The 20,195-nt window shown below is 36.1% G+C and carries 34 protein-coding genes, 1 tRNA gene and 1 pseudogene; all 36 read right to left on the bottom strand.

Annotated features, from left to right (window positions below):
- Positions 1-10 precede the first annotated feature (10 nt).
- The gene (locus tag CGC64_RS10930; RefSeq protein WP_005676512.1) at positions 11-433 is read right to left on the bottom strand and encodes a hypothetical protein; all 423 of its coding nucleotides are present in this window, start codon (positions 431-433) and stop codon (positions 11-13) included.
- Positions 433-975: a hypothetical protein gene (locus CGC64_RS10925; RefSeq protein ID WP_005676513.1), complete on the bottom strand. Its 543-nt coding sequence runs from the start codon at positions 973-975 to the stop codon at positions 433-435. The genes CGC64_RS10930 and CGC64_RS10925 overlap by 1 nt, the downstream gene beginning before the upstream one ends.
- Positions 976-978: 3 nt before the next feature.
- On the bottom strand, positions 979-1,305 hold the full coding sequence (locus CGC64_RS10920; protein WP_005676515.1) for a hypothetical protein: 327 nt from the start codon (positions 1,303-1,305) through the stop codon (positions 979-981).
- A gap of 1 nt (position 1,306) precedes the next feature.
- Entirely contained in the window at positions 1,307-1,645 is a 339-nt protein-coding gene (locus tag CGC64_RS10915; protein ID WP_005676517.1) for a hypothetical protein, read from the bottom strand.
- 3 nt (positions 1,646-1,648) lie between these two features.
- A complete protein-coding gene (locus tag CGC64_RS10910) occupies positions 1,649-2,986 on the bottom strand; it encodes a major capsid protein (RefSeq protein ID WP_005676518.1) in 1,338 nt (445 codons plus the stop codon).
- Positions 2,987-2,999: 13 nt separating this feature from the next.
- Entirely contained in the window at positions 3,000-3,401 is a 402-nt protein-coding gene (locus CGC64_RS10905; RefSeq protein ID WP_005676519.1) for a hypothetical protein, read from the bottom strand.
- A 17-nt stretch (positions 3,402-3,418) separates the two neighbouring features.
- Positions 3,419-4,129, bottom strand: coding sequence for a hypothetical protein (locus CGC64_RS10900; RefSeq protein ID WP_005676520.1), 711 nt, complete (start codon positions 4,127-4,129; stop codon positions 3,419-3,421).
- A gap of 260 nt (positions 4,130-4,389) precedes the next feature.
- Positions 4,390-4,821, bottom strand: coding sequence for a hypothetical protein (locus tag CGC64_RS10895; protein ID WP_005676521.1), 432 nt, complete (start codon positions 4,819-4,821; stop codon positions 4,390-4,392).
- The gene (locus CGC64_RS10890; protein WP_005676522.1) at positions 4,808-5,035 is read right to left on the bottom strand and encodes a hypothetical protein; all 228 of its coding nucleotides are present in this window, start codon (positions 5,033-5,035) and stop codon (positions 4,808-4,810) included. The genes CGC64_RS10895 and CGC64_RS10890 overlap by 14 nt, the downstream gene beginning before the upstream one ends.
- 24 nt (positions 5,036-5,059) lie before the next feature.
- Positions 5,060-6,676, bottom strand: a complete 1,617-nt coding sequence (locus CGC64_RS10885) for a hypothetical protein (RefSeq protein WP_005676523.1) — start codon at positions 6,674-6,676, stop codon at positions 5,060-5,062.
- Between the two features lie 16 nt (positions 6,677-6,692).
- On the bottom strand, positions 6,693-7,055 hold the full coding sequence (locus CGC64_RS10880; protein ID WP_005676525.1) for a hypothetical protein: 363 nt from the start codon (positions 7,053-7,055) through the stop codon (positions 6,693-6,695).
- A gap of 1 nt (position 7,056) precedes the next feature.
- Positions 7,057-7,404, bottom strand: a complete 348-nt coding sequence (locus CGC64_RS10875; RefSeq protein ID WP_005676526.1) for a hypothetical protein — start codon at positions 7,402-7,404, stop codon at positions 7,057-7,059.
- 75 nt (positions 7,405-7,479) lie between these two features.
- Positions 7,480-7,770, bottom strand: a complete 291-nt coding sequence (locus CGC64_RS10870) for a hypothetical protein (RefSeq protein ID WP_005676527.1) — start codon at positions 7,768-7,770, stop codon at positions 7,480-7,482.
- A gap of 19 nt (positions 7,771-7,789) precedes the next feature.
- Positions 7,790-9,190: a phage portal protein gene (locus tag CGC64_RS10865; protein WP_005676528.1), complete on the bottom strand. Its 1,401-nt coding sequence runs from the start codon at positions 9,188-9,190 to the stop codon at positions 7,790-7,792.
- 78 nt (positions 9,191-9,268) lie between these two features.
- Complete coding sequence (locus CGC64_RS10860) at positions 9,269-9,541, bottom strand: hypothetical protein (RefSeq protein ID WP_005676529.1); 273 nt, start codon at positions 9,539-9,541, stop codon at positions 9,269-9,271.
- A gap of 8 nt (positions 9,542-9,549) precedes the next feature.
- Positions 9,550-9,867, bottom strand: coding sequence for a hypothetical protein (locus CGC64_RS10855; RefSeq protein ID WP_005676531.1), 318 nt, complete (start codon positions 9,865-9,867; stop codon positions 9,550-9,552).
- Between the two features lie 11 nt (positions 9,868-9,878).
- Complete coding sequence (locus CGC64_RS10850; protein WP_005676532.1) at positions 9,879-10,061, bottom strand: hypothetical protein; 183 nt, start codon at positions 10,059-10,061, stop codon at positions 9,879-9,881.
- A 240-nt stretch (positions 10,062-10,301) separates the two neighbouring features.
- Positions 10,302-11,843, bottom strand: a complete 1,542-nt coding sequence (locus tag CGC64_RS10845; RefSeq protein ID WP_005676533.1) for a hypothetical protein — start codon at positions 11,841-11,843, stop codon at positions 10,302-10,304.
- Entirely contained in the window at positions 11,827-12,318 is a 492-nt protein-coding gene (locus tag CGC64_RS10840) for a hypothetical protein (protein WP_005676534.1), read from the bottom strand. Before CGC64_RS10840 ends, CGC64_RS10845 begins: the two co-directional genes overlap by 17 nt.
- 1 nt (position 12,319) lies before the next feature.
- The gene (locus CGC64_RS10835; protein ID WP_005676535.1) at positions 12,320-13,084 is read right to left on the bottom strand and encodes a ParB N-terminal domain-containing protein; all 765 of its coding nucleotides are present in this window, start codon (positions 13,082-13,084) and stop codon (positions 12,320-12,322) included.
- Positions 13,060-14,361: a putative antirestriction adenine methyltransferase gene (locus CGC64_RS10830; RefSeq protein WP_005676536.1), complete on the bottom strand. Its 1,302-nt coding sequence runs from the start codon at positions 14,359-14,361 to the stop codon at positions 13,060-13,062. The genes CGC64_RS10835 and CGC64_RS10830 overlap by 25 nt, the downstream gene beginning before the upstream one ends.
- A gap of 427 nt (positions 14,362-14,788) precedes the next feature.
- Positions 14,789-14,910, bottom strand: a pseudogene (locus CGC64_RS18835).
- A gap of 115 nt (positions 14,911-15,025) precedes the next feature.
- Positions 15,026-15,095 (bottom strand) — tRNA-OTHER (locus CGC64_RS10825).
- A gap of 86 nt (positions 15,096-15,181) precedes the next feature.
- Positions 15,182-15,631, bottom strand: coding sequence for a DUF488 family protein, N3 subclade (locus CGC64_RS10820; protein WP_005676537.1), 450 nt, complete (start codon positions 15,629-15,631; stop codon positions 15,182-15,184).
- A 220-nt stretch (positions 15,632-15,851) separates the two neighbouring features.
- On the bottom strand, positions 15,852-16,043 hold the full coding sequence (locus tag CGC64_RS10810; protein ID WP_005676540.1) for a hypothetical protein: 192 nt from the start codon (positions 16,041-16,043) through the stop codon (positions 15,852-15,854).
- A 35-nt stretch (positions 16,044-16,078) separates the two neighbouring features.
- The gene (locus CGC64_RS10805) at positions 16,079-16,363 is read right to left on the bottom strand and encodes a hypothetical protein (protein WP_005676541.1); all 285 of its coding nucleotides are present in this window, start codon (positions 16,361-16,363) and stop codon (positions 16,079-16,081) included.
- Positions 16,364-16,369: 6 nt separating this feature from the next.
- Positions 16,370-16,636, bottom strand: coding sequence for a hypothetical protein (locus CGC64_RS10800; RefSeq protein WP_005676542.1), 267 nt, complete (start codon positions 16,634-16,636; stop codon positions 16,370-16,372).
- Positions 16,637-16,741: 105 nt separating this feature from the next.
- Positions 16,742-17,026 carry a hypothetical protein gene (locus tag CGC64_RS10795; RefSeq protein ID WP_005676543.1) on the bottom strand — a complete coding sequence of 95 codons (285 nt, stop codon included), beginning with the start codon at positions 17,024-17,026 and terminating at the stop codon, positions 16,742-16,744.
- Positions 17,013-17,198 carry a hypothetical protein gene (locus CGC64_RS10790; RefSeq protein ID WP_005676544.1) on the bottom strand — a complete coding sequence of 62 codons (186 nt, stop codon included), beginning with the start codon at positions 17,196-17,198 and terminating at the stop codon, positions 17,013-17,015. The genes CGC64_RS10795 and CGC64_RS10790 overlap by 14 nt, the downstream gene beginning before the upstream one ends.
- Positions 17,195-17,845, bottom strand: coding sequence for a DUF3560 domain-containing protein (locus CGC64_RS10785; RefSeq protein ID WP_005676545.1), 651 nt, complete (start codon positions 17,843-17,845; stop codon positions 17,195-17,197). Before CGC64_RS10785 ends, CGC64_RS10790 begins: the two co-directional genes overlap by 4 nt.
- 20 nt (positions 17,846-17,865) lie before the next feature.
- Positions 17,866-18,054, bottom strand: coding sequence for a hypothetical protein (locus CGC64_RS10780; RefSeq protein ID WP_005676546.1), 189 nt, complete (start codon positions 18,052-18,054; stop codon positions 17,866-17,868).
- A 721-nt stretch (positions 18,055-18,775) separates the two neighbouring features.
- Positions 18,776-18,976 carry a hypothetical protein gene (locus tag CGC64_RS10765; protein WP_005676549.1) on the bottom strand — a complete coding sequence of 67 codons (201 nt, stop codon included), beginning with the start codon at positions 18,974-18,976 and terminating at the stop codon, positions 18,776-18,778.
- The gene (locus CGC64_RS10760; RefSeq protein WP_005676550.1) at positions 18,969-19,382 is read right to left on the bottom strand and encodes a hypothetical protein; all 414 of its coding nucleotides are present in this window, start codon (positions 19,380-19,382) and stop codon (positions 18,969-18,971) included. Before CGC64_RS10760 ends, CGC64_RS10765 begins: the two co-directional genes overlap by 8 nt.
- 11 nt (positions 19,383-19,393) lie before the next feature.
- Entirely contained in the window at positions 19,394-19,600 is a 207-nt protein-coding gene (locus tag CGC64_RS10755; RefSeq protein ID WP_005676551.1) for a hypothetical protein, read from the bottom strand.
- Between the two features lie 2 nt (positions 19,601-19,602).
- Positions 19,603-19,950, bottom strand: a complete 348-nt coding sequence (locus CGC64_RS10750) for a hypothetical protein (protein WP_005676552.1) — start codon at positions 19,948-19,950, stop codon at positions 19,603-19,605.
- A gap of 46 nt (positions 19,951-19,996) precedes the next feature.
- Positions 19,997-20,125, bottom strand: a complete 129-nt coding sequence (locus CGC64_RS19255; RefSeq protein ID WP_259346922.1) for a hypothetical protein — start codon at positions 20,123-20,125, stop codon at positions 19,997-19,999.
- Between the last annotated feature and the right edge of the window lie 70 nt (positions 20,126-20,195).

The following is a 20,195-nucleotide window of genomic DNA, read 5'->3' as shown; positions in this document are numbered from 1 at the left end:
TAGTTAATACTTATTCGTTATTTATCTCAATATACAGTTTGTTATTGATGAAATGTTCGGTATGCCCATTTTCGAAGGAAACATTTGTAGGATTAGTATTCTGACTACATTTTGAAGGTATCGTATGATACTCATCCTTGCGTATGGAAACAAGAAACTTGCATAGTTCACACAGTTCACTTATACGTTCAGTATCTATTTCCCATGATTTTGTTTCTGAATTCCATTGATCACTTACATACACATTGACATTTACATAAGCTCTTTGAATCTGCCCGCACCCCTCATTAGCAAGTATAGATATAACTATATCCTCTTTATCTGATTTGTTAGGCCTTCCTCTGTCACTCAATTTACCGGTAACATTCCGTTCAAGGTCAGTACCTTTAATTTTGTGATAGACAAACTTTTGTATTTCAATGTCTGATTTCATTATTTAGCAATCTGTCTTTTTAACTTTTCAAGCATTTGCGGAATTTTGTCTGTCGCCCATAATTCCGTCGATGCAAGTACATCCTTATTATCCATCGCTTCTACATATTCAGCGTAATTCATTCCGGCGACAATGACAAGTACATAATCATTTGAATACCTTTTTATGAGTTCTTCAGCAAGGTCTTTACCAGCTTTTGCGCCTTCCTGGCCTCCTGCTTTGACACGTGCTGTAAATGAAACTTTTTTACCCTCTTTAGTAACATATTCAACTTGTTTTGCATGAGCTGCTTTTCCCATACTACTATCAAAACCGTAGCTTGAAACAATGTTGCCATTATGGGAAATAATATATCCAACGGAACTTCTAAGATTACCGGACTGGTCAAACCAGCTTTTTTCTCCGGGACGATCTCGGATTCTTTGTACACATTGCTCTCCGAGATAAGCTAAAGCACGTATTGTAAGTATTTCTACGCGTTCCGCTTCTTTCATCAAAACCTTATGTATTTCGTCTAGTTTACCAGATAATTTTACTCCCATATTCTAAACCCAAATTTTACACTGAAGTTGGTATCGATGAAAACCTTTTACCTCAAATTCTCTTTCAATTCCTCCAAGAAGCATTATCTTGACTCTGTCGCCAATAGTAAAGGTATGACAATTGCTTGGAAGACAGACCGTATATGAATAGCTCCTTACAACACCATCCTCAAATTTCCTTTCTTCAGCCTTTCCAGAAGGTACAGCATCACAAGGAATCGAGCCTTTCCATTCAGACGAACCGGCATGATAATTGCCATTTTCATCTTCGTAGCCAGGTACAGCAACTAGGTATTGTAAACGATGTGGATTTCTATTCGCTACTGCCATACTACAACAAGCAATCACCCACATATACTATTGGTTTTGCTTCCAGTTCTACTGAAGGCTCACCAATAGTATTGTAGATGTAGTTTACGCGTAAAAGTATTCGTTCTTTATCTTTGTCAGACAAAGCCCCAAAAGACTTGTCAGCTTCAGAGAAATTGATAGCTTGAACCAAAGACCAAAGACAATCAGCTAGAGCTCCCTGATATTCGCTAGAATGAGCTATGTCGTAATTAAACTCATCATCACCATTGAGATTACGTTTAATCATAACATTCTCTACAAAACCGATAGGGATCGGATAATGTATTTCGTCTATGAGGGCTTGCTGAATTGTCTTCATGGTTTACGATGCTTTATGAGATTCAACCGCCTTTTTCAATGCTTCTTCGTCTGCGTCACTCAATCTGTTGACTGCTGCGATTAGCTTATCATCGGAAACGGTGGAAGTAAGGTTCTTGCCTGCAATCTTGTTATATTCCGTCACAAACTCCGGCTTTTTGTAAGTTGCTCCCCAAATTGTAATCTTAACATCAGAAGTATCTTTCCCTTCTTCTGTTGTGTCTACTGTTTGGGCTTCCAGTATATCCAAAGAATAGATTTGATCTACGTTTTCGATAACCGGTAAACAGATAGCCTGTCCGTTTGTAAATTCCTGCAGCGGGTCTGTTTTAGAGTAGCGACTAATCAACTTATATTCGTCAATAGTAGTATATTCCACTCCATTAACGGGATTAGTTGCTTCAGCCAAAGTTCCCCATACAAAAGAACCTACATTATCAGCAGAAGGGAGGAATATCAGTTTATTCGCATTCCACGGCTTATAAGATACCCTTTTGCCATTCTTTTCATAAGTTACTGAACGATCAATCTTCAAGAATGAAATACCATTATATTGGTCAGAGAACGCTTCATCAAATAATGTAGAAGTAGGTACAGGCAGCTTAGTCTCATTATCAAAGGTTTGACCTCGATAATTTGCGGCTAGTTCTTTAGCCCATTGAGATTGACGCATTTTGTTGTATGTAGATAAAGCCAGCATAATAACTGAAATACTGTTGCCGTCATCGTTAGCTTTGCTTATAACTCTTTCAATATCATCTCCTGTAACTTCCCCAGTAGTAACAACACCAAAACTATGTTCTGGCAAATAACCATAATCAACACGAAGACCTATACCAGTATTTTTATCATCGTCACCCTCAACAATGATGACACCATCGGATAATCCTGTAAGGAAATTTGCTTCATTTCTTTCGTCAATACCAACAGAACATGAGGTTCCGTCATCTGTTAAACGAGAGAAAATTCTGTTTTTAAGAGATTTTTGTGCTTCTTCCGTAGTGGCATTAGATAAATGCGCTTTCATGATGTTGATAGCATTAATTTGAGTCTCTCTTAGAATCTTTTTAATTCCAATCTTAGGCAATACTCCGTTTGACCGTGCAATAGAATCTCGCTTTTTGGGTGAAAGCGGAGAATCCATAGCAACCATATCAGCAGCTACATATGTGGTGTTGGCGGATGTTCCTTCCCATTTTTGATCAGGGGAGTACACTTTAGTAAGCATCGTTTTGTGAAGATAGGTCAATGTTTTGTTTGTATCATTGATCTTTTCTTTCACATACAGGCTTAATTTAGGCCATATTCTTCTTACAAATTCAATAAACAATGATTCATTCATCTTTCACCTCCTTTTAATCGTGTAGAAAAGTTAATTGTGGTAATGCCGTCTTTAATGCAGCCTTGATGCTGTCAACAGGATAAGGACTCGCCACATCATTAACTTCGCCAGCATACATAATGCCTACAAATGGTTTGTCGGCGGGTTTGGAACAAACAACAACGCCAACATATTCATGATTACCTGGCAATGATTCGTAGGCTGTACCTGCTGAATTAACAGGCATCGGCTTATAAGTATCATTCTCTGTATCGCGGATAACGATATGTCCGGCTTTGATTACAGACTGTTTAAATCCAGTCATATCTAGCGTCCGGCCATTCATAATTCCGCCCAAATAGTTACGAATAACAATCGAATCCATTCCGGTTAAGATTGTTTCTTGTTCGTTGACTAAATCAGCTTTTGCGCCCATTTTTAATTTGTTTTTGATTAAAGGCCTTTAGCTATTGCTATGACCTCTTCGTCTGTTAATACTTCATTTTTTTCTTGTTTCTTACTACCTGAACCTGGAGGATTACCTAAACTAGAAAGCCCTGCATCGGCACGTTCTTGGTTGTAAGATTTCAAATCTTCCTCAACTTCGGAATAGAATTCTTCAAATTCTTCATCATTTTCAAACTTCATTTTATTGAAGGATTTTAATGTGCGAGCTCCGAATGTACCAGCGTCTTTCAATAAGGATTCAAGTTTTTCTCTACGTGTAGTGACAACTTTTTCACCTTTCAATGCTGCGATTTCGTCATTCAGTGTTTGTACTGTTTGAACCAAACCTCTAGCCCACTCTGGAGCATCATCATTCTTTCCTCTGTTTTTGGGATTCTTTTTGTTTAAACCCGGCTGGCGATTAGTTGGATTCGATGGTTCATCGTCATCATCGTCATCGGTTTCATCGTCGTCGTCATTCTTTTTGCGGTTTTCTTCGATTACTCGATTTGCAAAAGACTGGCTGACTTGTAGGTAGGGGAGAACCGCATCAATAGCTGTATCAATTTCTGCGTTTACGTCCTCATCGGAGGCATCGTCTGTGGAAGTTAGATTGTCGGCAATCTTGGCAGCGACACTCATCAGTTCCTTTTTATTGAACCCGAATGCCTTCACTTTCGGTTTCAATTTTAGAAACACTTGTTGTTTTCTGTCCATTGTACAATGTTTTGGTTACTAAAATAGTCTGCGAAGCACGTATACCAGCAGACTATTCGCTTAGAACTTTACCAAACAATAGAGCAATGAGTTTTTACGACAAGTTCTGTGGCGTACGTCTTCATACGCATCTGACACAAAGGTAGCAAAAGTGACGTTTAAAACGTCACTTTCAATGTTAAACTATCATAATAAACGCACGGCACGAGAGTAATCTTGTACTTCGTGCCGTGAAACTGAATGTAATTGTACATCAGCGATTATTCTTTAAGATATTTATATGCTTTTATGTATTTGTTTAATCTGTAAATATCCTTTTCTGTAAGTTCATTCAAACGTGTTATATCCATGTTGTCTTCTAAATCATGTAGTTTTACTTGTCTTCCTATAGGATTAAGTCTAGAACGTTTTATGAAATCGTCATAGCTTTCATCCTCGTTGCGAGTGACAGAAAGTATAGCATCTACTATATTACGAGGAAACCCTTCCATAAGTAAATATTCAGCGGTAACTTCGGTATCTTCTATTGTATCGTGCAGTAAAGCGACAATCCTTTCGTCATCAGTAGAACATCTGTTTGAGACACGGATAGGATGGAAGATGTAGGCTGATCCAGCTTTATCGATTTGTCCGCTATGGGCTTTGACGGCGATTTGAAGAGCTTTTTCTAATAAAGTACTAGTATTTGTCATATTCTGATTTTGAAATTTCTTTTCCTCCAAGAATTATATCACAAACTGTCTCATTGGATTGAGGAATTCCTATCTCGTTACACCCACGATGTTTTATATATGATTTTGTTTGACCGTTATCGAGATATAAACGGACAACAGCTTCTTCAAAATCGTCAAGTAAATAAACCGTTTCGCCTGACTGTAATTTATTATATAATTCCTGTTGGTTCATTTTTATATGTAAAGATAGTGATTTTTATTGGAAATGACTATAATATTCGATTGATTTTTCAGCTATTTTTTGCGCCTTTTTATCAGCCTTGTCTAATACTCGCCATTCTTCATAATATTTATGTCCTAGTCCCCCTTTCATACCTGTTTGCTTTTGTATTTCTTTCCAACGTTTTTCTCCAAGAATTCGTTTTGCGTCTTCCGGCTTTTCTTTGGCATAAATCATACGATCTGTATTGACTTGAATCTCGGCAATTAATCCGTTAGACGCTTGGATATTAACTATATTCCCACTATATCCCATAAACGATTCCGGTTTTTGTCTTTTCAGTCGAACAAATGAATCGCTTTCAGACAGTTCGTTCAAGACTTGATCTATTTGTGATTTAGGAACTATAATTGTCGTCCTAACAGCGTCTTTTATATCATATGGAGTTATACTCTCCGTTGTCACCTTTCTTGTTATTGATGAAATACTTTTGTAATTGATTGGAGTTACAAATCCTTTGTGCTTTTTAGCTATGGATTCCGCTAAACTTTGTACCTCATTACCAACTAAAGAAGCACGATTAACAAGCTCCTTAGCTGAATTATCGGTATTTATATTCTGAATAATTGATTTGTTATCTCTCAAAAAATAAGGTAAGGTGTTTCTTTTCCGGGCTTTTTCTATCTTTTGTTGGTTTTCGAGTACCCATTTTTTGAATTCGTCAGGAACATCCTTTACTTCATTTATACTTTCTGTAGAAACATCGATCCGCCCATCCCATTCCCAGAATTCTTCTTCTGTTTTGAGGATAGGAACTTTATAACATAAATCATTCGGATGCCATCCTGTCCATGTGAAGTCTTTAGGATATTTACCGGCAAGTGTATCACAAATGTCTCCATGTGGCATACGGCTATGATGAGAAGAACTTAGTTTTATTTCATATCCGACTACGAAATCCATTTGTTTCCATCTTTCGTTTTCAGCTGTTCTATAAGCCATATTTATTTCTGAACGGGCTAGACGTATGGAACGATATTCACAATCTTGTATATGTTCAGCACTGCCATATCTGTCTTTGTAATCTTTTTGCAGTAATGGGAAATCAAGAAGATACTTACTTATTTGCTTACTCAACGTAACAGCACTGGTTCCTTTTTGAATAGCGCATGAGATCGCGGCCTCCAGTTCTTCTTTGTAGATCATAGATTGTTGCCAAAGTTTTGCAGATATATTTAATCCTTTATCTTTTCGGTTCTGGAATGCTTTCAAAGCATCTGAATTTGTTTGATACAAAACTTTATATTTCTCTTTGTCAACTTGGGCGTTATAAGCTCTTAATACTTTGTTGGCTATTAAATCCTGTGCTTCATTACTGTTCTTCCATTCTTCAGATGTGCCACGATAGATAGCGGCATGAATGTCATCAACAAATTGAGCCTGTATGTCATCTATCTGTTTCTTCGTTTGAGGATAGTCAGACCATTTAAACGGCTTATCGCTATCAGGGGAATATTTAGTACGTGAAACAGATTTGGCAGCTTCCAAATTCAGGGTATCGTATATTTGCTCAACGAGGGATACATATCCGTTTAATCTCCCGTTGAGTTCTTGGTACTTTTTTTTCTGATTTGGAATCTTGGGTTTTGCCATTAGTTCATTTGCTTTTTTATTCCTCCGAAATTCTATCAGGTGCTGGCATCTCCAATAATCGGATAGCTTTAATTGTCTCCTTGCCCTCCAATATCGCTTTACATAAACGATGGTAGCCATCGGCAATTTGACCTACTTCGTCAAGGATAATAGGATATTCAAGAGAGCATTGATTCACCCGTTTGCATTGAAAAATGAAACTGTGAAGCTGATTACATTCAAATGGTTCAGCTGTAAGGTCTATATTCCATAATGGCATATCAAGCACTGGATATTCTTTTGCCTTAGCAAAATCGTAGAGTGTTTGAGCTTTCCATATCTTGTCTCCACGATGATATTCACTTTCGCTAAAAGTTATGTTATCTATAGGAACCTGCATATTATTCTTTTTTTATATATACTTTAATTTCACCAGTAACATAGAGTTCATCACCAACTTTTTCAACGGAGTATTCTATTAGTCCCCTTTGGTTGATCGAACTGATAATTGATTGGCGAACTTCATCCTTAACTTCCTTGAGGAACATTTCATCTGATTTTCGATTAGACCAACCTTCATCAAGTTTCTTCTTTTTCCGGTAATCCTTGATTTCTTTTTTAGTCCGGACAAGGCAGATACCAAGCTTCTTCGCTTCGTAGTTATCAACTCGTTCAATACTACTCAATCTTTCTTGTGGATTGATTTTTTCTGCTAATCTAATAAGCCAGTTTGATATTTTTGTCTTCATGATTTTAAGTTTTAAGTCGGCAGCATAAACATATGTCTACGCTGCCTTTACCTTTTCTACAAGTTGGCAAATAGGTTATAAATCTTCATCTTCATAAGCCATCTTTGCACTCATAACACCGACTGTGCTTAGGATCTTGATAGAAAGCCCCTTTTGTACGTCAAGCTCAAAAATCACATTATCATTAAATTGAGCAGAAGGGTATTGATACAACAGTGCATAATCCATACCCTCCAATTTTGCAAATAGGCTAAGTGTCCCATTCATTTCTCTATCTATCTGTATTACACATTTCCCAACAGAAGTAAATTCACAGGAATAACCTTGTTTTTCTTTACTAAATTCTAATACATCTATTTTTGCCATAATGATTATATTTTGATTATTATTCCGATTGTTCGAAAATATTGCTTATCCTGCTTTTGGAAGCCTCTGCATCTTCTTTTTGAATTTGGGAAAGAGTATCTTGTGGATCAGTAGAGATACCTAAGTTCTTGATGGCTTCTAATTGGCTGACAACTGCTTTTCCACCACTTGCCGTAACCCACTTTTCTATTTCTGACTTTTCGTCATTTTGAATAAACGGAGTTATGATGTGCTCAACCTCAACATTATCTACTTCGTCTTTCCAAGAGACATTCATCATTTTTAGGAAAGCTTTGATTACGCTACATTCACGTTCAAATGCTTCTATCCATGCACCACTTTCATCTCCAACCTTTAAATGAGCGTCAGTAAGTAAAGTCTGCCTTGCGTCAAATCCGATATTGCCAAGAGACTTCATGTTTTCAAAAGAAATATCCGGCATTTGTGATTGTGACCAAAATAACTTAATAAGGGTATCGACATGATATTTTAACGCTTCGATAGATTGTGCCCATGAAACATAGGACACATCCCCGTTTTGTTCTACGCGATAAACTCTACGGCTTTCTCCTTTATCTTCTCCACCTTTTATGCCGCCAGCTATTTTTAGGATTGGAGCGGAGTTATATGCTATGACATCGCTATTGCGTGAAAGGGTGTATTCGATTTCTTTTCTGATATAGGAAAGACCGTGATAAATGGGAACAGGACGATAAACGTATACTCCAGGTATTTTCAGAATAACGACTGGTTCTGATTTAACTAATTCCCAGCCGTTTCCTTGTTGTTCCCATTTATAATGAATATTTGCCGTGTATGTCTCAAAATACGTAACTTCTACATTTTTGACCTTTTTTGTGTATTCAAAAGACATTGCAATCATATCGCCAAGCTCATCAAGTAAAGGATATAACCTAACACCGTCCATTGGTGAGTAGGTCTTACATTTTAGCTTATACTTACTTTTAAAGCCGTATAGAGTGTTGAAACTCTCAACTGTGTACCAAATGGTAAACACTTCGCATGAAGCAAAGTAAGCATTTCCTCGCTTAATATTTTCACTGTCAATACGGGAATACTTATATATCGCTTCAATCGCTTTCGCAATACTTTGGCGGGTTTCATTGTCTTCTATATTGTGATATACACGTTTAACAGGGATAGCAAACATGAATTCAGTCATTCGTTTGGTGAGAAGTTTTTCAAGCCCAATGTAGATACGGGAAGCTTTTTCTATATCTCCATTAGATCGAATCTTGTCTTTACGAGTAACTGTGTCAGATACTATCTCATGTTCTGTTGGTTCGTAGTCTTTGAGAAGTTTATCCCATGAGGGGACTGTTACAGACTTTTCTTTCAAATCGTTGATTATGTTATCAACGGGCCGTGTACTGTCTAAGATAGAGGTGATTTCGTCCATTTGAGTAGAATATTACTTAATATTCGTTTTTACTTGGTGCAAATATAATAAAAGTCGCGTAATTTATATCACTTTTATTTATAAATATCCAACTAATTTGATAGCTTTATGCATATAATAAGGGAAATTTATGACAGCAATCTTACCAGAATATCCACAACGCCATAATTCAGCCTGCCAATCTTGTATATCATCACGTTCATCAATATTGTACTTCTTCATTAAATCTCTCATGATAGCGCAATCTTCATATCTTTCCGTAACTTTAGCAAAAGAATAAAGATCGAGTAAGACGTATTCTCCATAGAGGAAGAGTACTTTTTCAAATATATCAAGTCGTTCTTGTGTCATATCTATTTTTAAAAGTCACACATTATAGTATATTTAGTTTGCAAAATCTTTAGAACCTTCTCTGTTACATGAATTATATTTTCATTATACCTTCTTACGTTTCTACCATATCCCTGTATGTCTTTGTTTATCTTCTGGCGAAGTGTAGCACTTTTAGGCAAACTGATTTCATAGAAATTGCCATCAATAGAAGTTATTAACATATCAGCTTGCTTCTTTTGATAATCCAGTTCTGTTTCTTTGTATTCACCTTTGGGAATGAAATTAGGATTGGGTACCAAGTATCCTTCTGCTACTACGTTCCCATTTATATCATACACTTTCATAATCGTATGTATTAAGCGTTAATACCAATTGCGTTTCTCATAAAATCACTTGCTTGTTCTACTGACATATCTAGTTTCTTTTGAATCAGTAGAAGCATACAGCTAACTTGTTCTTTGGTATCTAAGTTACCTTGTGCAAACTCTGACATGATGAATTTTTCTATTATTCTCTGTTGGATTGCTGTTGCTTTCATTGCTCTTGTCTTTTAATTGTTAGTAATATTGGTTTCTTTTAGTATTGTAAAGATACTCATTATCAGTGATTTAGCCAAATATCTACACAATTATTTTAAGTATAAAACACTCATAATCAAAGATTTAACTTTTGACATAGAACAAAAATGGCACCGACTTTCACAAGCCAGTGCACATAAGAGCAATGAAAACACAAATTAGAAGTGTTTTCAAAGGCAAAGGTACTAAAAGAAACACAACTACAAAAAATCTTTGAGCAACTCTTCATCACTAATAAAACTATAATTTCTAGGATAAAACGTATTCGCTAATGCGTCCATATAGTCAGGAGAACGCTTAATACGTTTTTTGACATCTTCCTTAGGTTCAATAATAACCTTTCCATTACTAAGGAATTTCCACTTGGTTTCAGTCGCTTCTTCCATCAACTGGTCGCACGGTGGCAAAGCTGCACCAAAACCATTTTTAGGATTGAGCCAATCACGTAAAGCCCAATACAGATATGCACGCATGTTGGCAAATTCGTACTCTCCGGTAATATCATGCAATCCATCTGTCCCTTCCGAATATTTGCATGAAAAAGCATTCGTAAATTCTTCCTCCAACAAACGAGAATAGACACCTGCCCCCTCTCCTATCGTATCAATAAATGCTTTTGCTCCCTTCTTCTTTAAATATGGTATTGTCATACCTACTACATGCATGTGATCCGCACGTCCAGCAGATTGATGAACATCAAATTGTGGAACATAATTCCCGTATCTCGGACAAAGGACACTATTGTCGCGTCCCATACCGGCAACATCAACACCTAGCTTACAAGATTTGGCTGGAATGAAACCACTTGCCTGTAATTCCTGCCAATTCCTATTTGCTATCTCTATCCATTCATAAGGAATAAGAACATCTTCAGATACTTTCGGGAACATACCAAGTACCTTGACGCGAAACAAATCGTTAGGTCGGTATAGCTTACCTTCCCAATTAAAATCTCCTTCTCCCTCATTGAAGTCCGTTTGTTGAATGGGGGAGCACCAATTTATAACCTTGTCCTTAACCCATTCATAATCCACTTGACCGGGTATTACTATTTGCTTCTTTACTACATTTTCTGCATTTAGAGAGCTAAGCCTGAATTTCGCAAAACGGTCAGACTTCATGGCACGAGCTGCGTAACCAGTAGTAATATTCGGGTTAAATACTATGAGCATCCGAGAATTGCCCTGCAAGTTACCTTCTATTGCATTATAAACAATTTCGGATATACCTGATGCCTCCGTGATAACAAACATGGTATTCGCTGCATGAAATCCAGACCATGATTCGGTTGCATTATCATCCGCTTTAAATCCTGTCAGAAACCATTCTTCATAATCCGTTCTTATATCATCAGCAACCAATCTGCCAGGACAACAAAAAGGGAACTTTGTCCTTGCAGCACGAATCAGCCTTCTTATTTCAGGAGTCATAATATTTTTCACTTGCCGCCCTGTTGGTGCTGTCATAGCCACCTTAGTATTCCCAACAAGCACACCTTTTTCATTAAATCTAGGAGTTAGATACATAAAACATAGCGAAGCACAGGCAGCAACAAAATCTTTTCCACGAGCAGTTCCACTTGCAACAGCAGTCATTGGATTATGCTGAACAGACTCAATAATAGCTTGCTGCTCACGATCTAATCTTGCACATAATGCGTCACGAACGAACTTATTCCAGTCATTAGACCAGTATGCTATAATTTCACTGATTAGTTCCTTCTTTTCATCCTTTGTCACCATTCTTATATGAAGTGGTTAATGATTTTAAAGCATCTACCCAATCATTGTTAGTTACGTTTACATCCTGTTTATCTTTCCATTCATTTGGCCTACGATTTTTCAACCAGAATATTTGTGCCGTTGTATCTCCTGCGACATGCTTTTTCGTCTTCTTAACAACGGTAGTTTGACCTGATCCGTCCTCTCCTATTCTCACTTCAGTTGTAGTTTCCTCGATATCATAGCCAATAGCTCTTTTATATAAAGCACTCTCTACTTTCATGTCAGCTTCTTCCTTACCTTCTCTCAATAAATCTACAACTTCAGGATGCTTTTTTAATATACTTTTAAATGTAGTAAGTCCTATTCCAAGACGTACACATAAACCTTTGTTATCAGCTCCATTCCTACAGTCTGCTATAATAATATCCTCTTTACCTTTTATATATTTATCATAAAGAGACATCTCTAATTTGGGCCTACCTCTACCTGCCATATTACACCTCCTTGTCTTTCATTTCTTGCAAATAAGCTTTGCATATATCAACCATACGAGCAAAAGCAACAGTATTACTCTTTATATTAAATTTCTTCTTTACTTCTGTAGCTACCTTTATAAATTCTTCATAAGAACCTACAACTATCGAACTATTTGCAGATATTTTCTGTTTTTCAAGTTCAGCTAGAACAGCTTTGACATCATTACTCCTGCTTTCAGTAAACAAGAACTTCATTTCCGTAAGCTCTATATCCCCATCATTAATAGAAACGGTAGGAATCTTATCTGTATCAATAAATTGAATACCGTTAAGGCCAGAAAACTCTCTTGCTTCAATAGTGCGCATCTCGCTATAAATTTCCTTAAGCATTTGAGCATCATCTTTGCCTACTAAAGCATTATGACTAAGCACATAGGCAATCTGTTTGTCTTTATCAACCTCTTCAATATACAAGATTAGAATATATTCCAGCTTAGCTTTAATAGCAGCTTTTAAACGATGATTTCCCGACAAAATAAGATATTTCCCATCATCTCGTTTCATTGCGAACGGAAGCTGAGATAAAAAACCGTCTTCAGCCACATTTGCTGTTAGTCTATCCAGTGTGGATTTTTCCATATAGTGAGCATTCTTCTCCAACGGAATGCAATCATCTATAGGGCTTACATATGCTAACTTATACGGAGCAATCAATTTGTTTACATCATCCAGTTTCCCCTGAATAAGATGAACATCTTTCACTTCTTGTATTTTTTCAACCATAATCTATATAAATCCTTTAATGAATCATCTAAAAAACTAGCAGAATACATTAGTTTGCCTTCATCTCTCCTGTCAAGATTGAATACACTGCGGTATTTCATACTTACTGGTGAAGATGTATACACAGTTGTCTTAATCCCTTCATAATAGTGACCCATTTTTCTTGCAATGAGCATCCTCACATCGTGGGACTTAGTAAGCATAATCAGCAATTTACTAAGCCTCTGTGTATTTGAGTTTACAACAAAATCACTCTGCATAAATATCTTCTCAAGTGTAGATAACTGTTTGATGAAAGAAGTAAATCCAAACGCTTTACCGTCAGCCATAAATACCATACCTAAATCTCCACCAGTTGTATAATTAACCTTGTTTGCCATGTAAAACGCTTTATAATAATTCACATCACTAACCGGACATAATTTTGCAGATATTACCGTATTATCTGTAAATTCATAATCTATTGGTAAAATATGAGTATATGATGACTTTACATTTTTATCACGTTCAATGTAATAATGCTTATTTTGATTTACGCTAGAGTAAGTGTATATAGGATTCTTGCCTGGCCCCAAGTTTATTTTGCCAACAAGGAAGTTGTCTATCTCCTTGAAATATCTATCAGAATAGATGATGTTTTCATCATTCTCAAGGAGGTTCTTGAATATATTTCCACCCTCTTTGGGATCAAAGACATTATAAGTAGCACGCATATAATTAAAGCTTTCTTCGACATAGCTAAACATCTTCTCATACCCTCCTTTATACGTAGGAGGAAAGCTTATACCAACACCTTTACCTTTTTTGCTTTTTAGGAAGTCAAAAAAATCACCATAGAAGAAACTCTTAATATTAAAATTAAGTGCGCCTTTTTCAATCTTAGATATAGTATTATGATAATAAACTTTTGATTGCTCAATAAAAGCGTTAAACATTTCTTCTTGGTAATCGTTTTTCCTTTGGTGAAAGTTCGACACTCTCATTGCAAACATTACTTGAATAAGCTTTTTGTATTTAGTGTCATCCCATGTGTCAAAAACCATACGTAATTCAGGATTCACAACTTCAATATCAGTATTTGTATCAAGTAATAGATCAGAAATTAGTTTGGAATATAGACTTACATCATTAGAATGTACTGTGTATCCCATACTACTCATAATTTTATCTGTTGTAAAATTACCAGAGCACCCGATGAAAACATCTTTATTTTCAACTCCTTTCATTAAGTCTTGGAGGAGAATCTTTACTTCTGGAGGTGTTGTTCCCTGAAACATATTATTATCTTTATTGGGTTGTATATAACTTCATATACATTTTGCGTTAAATGCCTGCCGAGCGTATTCCCGACAGGCTTAACACAAAATTCAATCATTCTGCAAGCTACTTGCAAGAACACTTATGCAATCTATTCGGCTTCTTTCAGTCGTGTCAGATGGCAATTTCCATCACCCCGTAAATTGCATAAGCTTTAATGTTCTTGCTTTTGCTTATCTCTACTATAAGGGTTGAGGGATAAGTAGGAGTCGAACCTACACAAGTATCGTCTGCTTTCTCGCTTTCGTCCGTAGATTGGTTATCCTACGATTCTTAAACTACTCAACCTGTTACTAACAGCACCGGTCTTGATGACATCCATTCTTATGTACACTTAGAATTTCCGTTCATTTAATCTTAGCGCCCTATGATCATTTTATCCCTACGTGGTGGTAGCAGGACTTGAACCTGCAATGATAGGTTTAGCGACTGAGCTGTTGTTAGCTTCCTCAGCGTCCTATTCAGTACTATCTACCGCAATGTATCGTTTACCATTCCGACATACCACCAAATTTGCGTGTCTTTCCACGCTGTCAGATTTGCAGCTACCGGCTAAATACATGGAGTTGAACCATATGCAATTTACCATAATCTCAATCACCGAGCCGACTTGAACGGCATTAGAGCGGAAACAGGGAATCGAACCCCACTCTTTGGCTGGAATGCCAACGCTCTACCGATGAGCTATTTCCGCAAATGCTTGTCTATTCCAAGCTGTCAATGGTTTCCGTTTTCAATTGACGTGTGTATCCATAACCATAAAAAGCCTCACACATATCTTTAAAACAAACTAGCTTGTTCGTACTTAGGCTCTTTCTTCTCAACTACCCCAAACTCCGTTATTTTAATGCCAGTATTTTCAGTAAGCCATTTTGCCAAAATATGACGATGGCAAAAATCACCCGGTTTTTCGTAACAGCAGAGAGCGACATCTTTACCTTCACTTAACGATTCTATTTGTTCGATTACCTTATAAGCATCTTGATTTGCAAGAATCTCATCATAAAGTCTAAGATACTCATCATGAGAACATGCAGCACTTATCATATACCTTGTTGGAGCCACATTAACCATTTGTGGTACTCCACTAATAAATCTTGGCCTTCCAATAGCTACGCAAATAATTTTAACTCCTGCCTCTTTCAATTTTCGGTTATTACCGAAATAACTTGTGTAAATTTTCATTGCTCTTTTTTTATTTTTATGGTGTAAAGATACAAAATATGACATAAAAAGCGTCACTTTTAGTCATAAAATTACCTAATTTGATGATTTTATTGTCTCAACTTTGTAACATTTCATCATGTGATCTGTTTCTCGTCCCATGTTAAAGATATTACCGAGATAGTATCTATGGGCTTCTTGTTCTGATAAGTTGATAGGGGTAACGAACCAGTCTTTATTGCCTTGTTCGTCTTTTAAATACACTTTTACTGTTGTTCTCATTGCTCTATATTTTACTAAAGTACTTAATTAATTTAAAAACAAGATATTCAGGAGAAATACTTTTAGCTTCACAAAAAGCAAGAATATCCTCTTTTTTTATATTTAAGATTTCAATTCCTTGAATATCAATTTCTTGTATTTGGGTTATTTCTTCACAATAATCTATACGATTGAATCTGTCTTTGTAATCATTCATAATTTGTATCGTTATTAGTTATTATACTCTATATTTTATCCATTATATGATGCTGTTATTTCTTTAGCATGAAGTTCTTTTTTCAACTCACCGTTCTTGTATATTCTTACAGATACGATTCTAACCGTATCGGACAGGAAACGTCCACAATCATTGGTTAACTTCACTTTTAGCTTGATTGCCTTGGCTAAACTTTTTGTACGCTTCTTGATTGTATCTTTGAATCCGAAAACGAAATCTTCGGTATCAATTTCAAACTGATATATATCAGAATACAATATCTGATTCAGGTCTGATGTCATTTGCTCTATCTTACTCATATTATATCATTTCAAATTAAGGAACTTCGCAACCTTATTGGTTACGCCTGCCGGAGTTGAACAATAAGAAGCGGGTTCAACAGCACGTTCTTTACCATCTTGCCAATAGGTAATTTGAATTTGAATTCTATTCGGGGTAAAGATGTAATATATGCGAGCATATCTGCTTCCATTACGAATATCTCCCTCGAAATAATTGTAACGGTGTCCATCAAATGTTATCGCAGATTTAAGTTCTGCTTTGCTTGCGGGAGTAAGATTATTTGTTGTCATTGCTCTTATTGATTAATTTGTTATTTTTGATATGTAAAGATACAAATAATATATTGAATATCAATATATTACATCTAAAATATCATCTTATTAAACTTTGTTTAACTATTTCATTTTCAGATACTTGGAAGTCAATATATACTTGCTTTTTTCAACTTCTTTGTCGGTATCAATTCCAAGTTGACGATAGAACGAGGAATTTCCGGAAAGACTTTCATTTGCAATTTGCAGTGTTCTGCGTTCTTCTTTGGTGAATCCGATGCGAAAAGTGCAAAAGATCGCCAATGCTTCTTTCAGGCGACCAGAGCGGAACTGGGATATGGCTTTACTTGTTTTCGTTTGCATTGCTGTTTTTAGTAATATCATTGCACCCCATTCAATAGTTTTCATCTACTTTCTTTTCGACACGTTTGACAAACCTACCTATCATCTTTTCCAACTCATATCGCAAATCATCCTTATCTAGATACGAACAGAAGGTCTTAGCATTATCCAATGATTGCAGAATATTACTTACCGCATACTCTTGTTTGTCAGTAAGGCTTAATAATGATATGTTCATACTTGTTCTCCCCATAACTTTTTAGCCAGTTCGTATTTCTTTTGCAGTTCGTTCACCTCTTTCTTGGCATAAGTGAGAGTATACGCATGTTCACGTGGATATTTGCCAGACTTTACACCTTCATGGTATTCTTTAGCTTGTTCCAACTTGTGTTCGTAGAAGTCGATACTTTCTGGCATTGAGAGATTAATCGTATTGGCTCTTTCTTCCCAATATTTGGCTACTCTTTCATGTTCGGCAGCTTTATTACTAAGCTCAACGCTTTTCCCCATGTTATTCCAAGCATCATCTATCATTTTGCGATGTCCTCGTTCGCTATGGTGTCCAACTTTGATAGGCTCACCCAAAGAAAGGAAATCGCGATGTTTATTTGATTTCTGAAAATACTCATTACTTTTTTGTACTGCCGATGACGCCCATTCATGCCTGCGTTCCGCTCTTTGCTTCGCCCATTCCTGAACATTGAATCCGTCAGCTCTTACGATAGAGTAATAGTAAAAACCGTCTTTCTCGAAAATCAGATTGAAAACTATGTTTTCGTTTTCTTTGCCATACTTGGTGGTAACTAGAATTACTTCACCTCTCTTGTGCTTTTCTTCGCACCTTGCCAAAAATACGTTTGGCGCAAATTTGTAATATGTGTTCATTGCTCTTATATATTAAATCGTTATGCTATTTCGAATTTGCAGTTAGGATTATATGTTTCTAGTCTTTTGAGAATGTCTTCTGCACTCTTTTCTAAACCGATAAAAGTGTAGAATGTAGGTTGGGCGTATCTTTCGCCATTCTTCTTGATTGAATAAATAAATGCTCCTTTAGATAAACCTTTCGAATTTGTGTACTTTGTTGCTTTCATTGCTCTTGTCTTTTAATTGTTAGTAATATTGGTTTCTTTTAGTATTGTAAAGATACTCATTATCAGTGATTTAGCCAAATATTTACACAATTATTTTAAGTATAAAACACTCATAATCAAAGATTTAACTTTTGCTTACAATACAACCAACACACACCAAAACAATAGTAGCCTATGCGTTTAACCCTTATTTTTCATCCATTTCTTTGCGCATCTCTGCAATCTATTTAGTATATCCGTTTCCGTTGCGTCAATCTTCTTGTATTTCTCCGGGATGCATGTATTCTTATTTCTAATTATCCTTTCAGTTTTTCTCATGATTTTTTACATTTTTCAGACCATTCGTCAAGTAAAAGTTTGGAAAACTTGTACATTAACACAATTATAAGTACTATTAGTATAAATCCAAATACAATTCTAGCTAACAAGAACTGTTCAACAGACCAACGTATAGCAAAAATCGCAGGTAAAAATAGTGTAGCTATAACACCCGCTATGATCTTATTCTTCATTTCATATCTCCTTCCGACTATTTATCCTGTTCACTTTGATTTTTTTCTTTCTCAAATATTGCCAAGCAGCAATTATTGACCAGAATAGATTGAATGACGTTACAATTACAAGAATACCTGTCAACCATGATATGTTCAAGTGATAAGATATCAGGCAACATATAAATGACAACCAAAACGTTATCTCTTCAAATTGATAATCTTTCATTTTATTCCTCCTTTTTTAATTCTTCACAATGCAACTTATAAGCATAGGCAAACATCTTCAAAGTAATAGGTTCAAAGTGAAAGTCTGCCTGCTTGCCCTCTACCACAACAGAGACACACAAATCTCCATCACAAAAATCGAAATACGCCACAGCATCGTTATCTCCTTTGATAGAAAAGGTTTGTGTCTGTACGCTATCCATGGTTCACCTCCTTCTCTTTAAAGTGTTCGATTAGCTCTTTTACGGTTGCCTTGTGAATGGTATCTGTGTTAACATCAATATCATTGTAAGCCCAATAAGTAGAGAACTTGATTTCCGGACACATAATCCATTTATCCCCATCCGTAAACCATTGGTACTTGTCTGTATCATCCCTGAGTGAAGCGATAGACAAGAAAAGTTCCTCGTTGGCTCCGCAATCAATAGAACGAGATAGTTCTTCCAAATACCCTAAAGGTCTATTTAAATAATATTCTCTATTTACAAATAGATAATTCCCTCTATCATCGTCTATACATTCAGGATGCAAATAATATCCCAACTCTTCCAACTTCTTCCTAAGCTCCGGTGTATTTTTGCGTATAAAGCACGGTGTAGTAAATCCCATAATTTGCTAATTTAATCAATCCATATAACTTTAAGAATTAACACAAGAAAGGACAATCCGATTGCTCCTAATGTAAAAGCACCGAATGTTTTTACAACATTGTTTAGCTTTTGGCTATTCCTAGATTCTTTGTCCCAGTTAACTGCTATTGTTAGTCCTAATTGTACAAATATCATTGTTATTGCTATTGAAAATAACACTTTTAATAAGTAATCCATAGTTATTCCTCCTTCTGTTCACTCACTTCCTTAACAAACTCATCAAACTCGACTTGTAGGCGATTCATTTCTTTTTTCGCTTCAACCACTTCTTCTAGAGTATAATCTTGCTGATTTTCAATCACGCCAAAACATTGAAACACCAAGTCTTTATCTCGCTTTTCAAGAATTTCAGAGAACGGTCTGACAAAGAGAGGATTCTGCAAATCTAACCGTGCTTCTTTTCTTGCGCACTCGGCACGATATTCTATATAATCTTCCTCAGTCATATCGTAATGAGTGAGATTATCCACTATACTACTCCAACGGCAGAGCAATCCGTTAGGTTGTCTTGCTATAAATGATCCCATAATTATTACTGTTTCTTATATGTTTCTTTTAGTATTGTTGGCATAGTTAATCCTCCCATTCTTCGTCTTCGTATTGCATACAATATCCTAATAAGTTCAACTCTGGATCGTCCAATAAACATTCTTCTTGGTGTACACAATTCATGCAGCACCATTCGTCTGATAATATACTCATTGTTATTCGTTTTAACTACTTTGTTACTATTGTTCTATCACCCCTTACTACTTTCATCTTAGGCTTCTTA

Origin of the sequence: Bacteroides caccae (genome assembly GCF_002222615.2) — a bacterium.
Lineage (GTDB): Bacteria > Bacteroidota > Bacteroidia > Bacteroidales > Bacteroidaceae > Bacteroides > Bacteroides caccae.
This window is presented reverse-complemented; position numbering and strand designations above follow the sequence as displayed.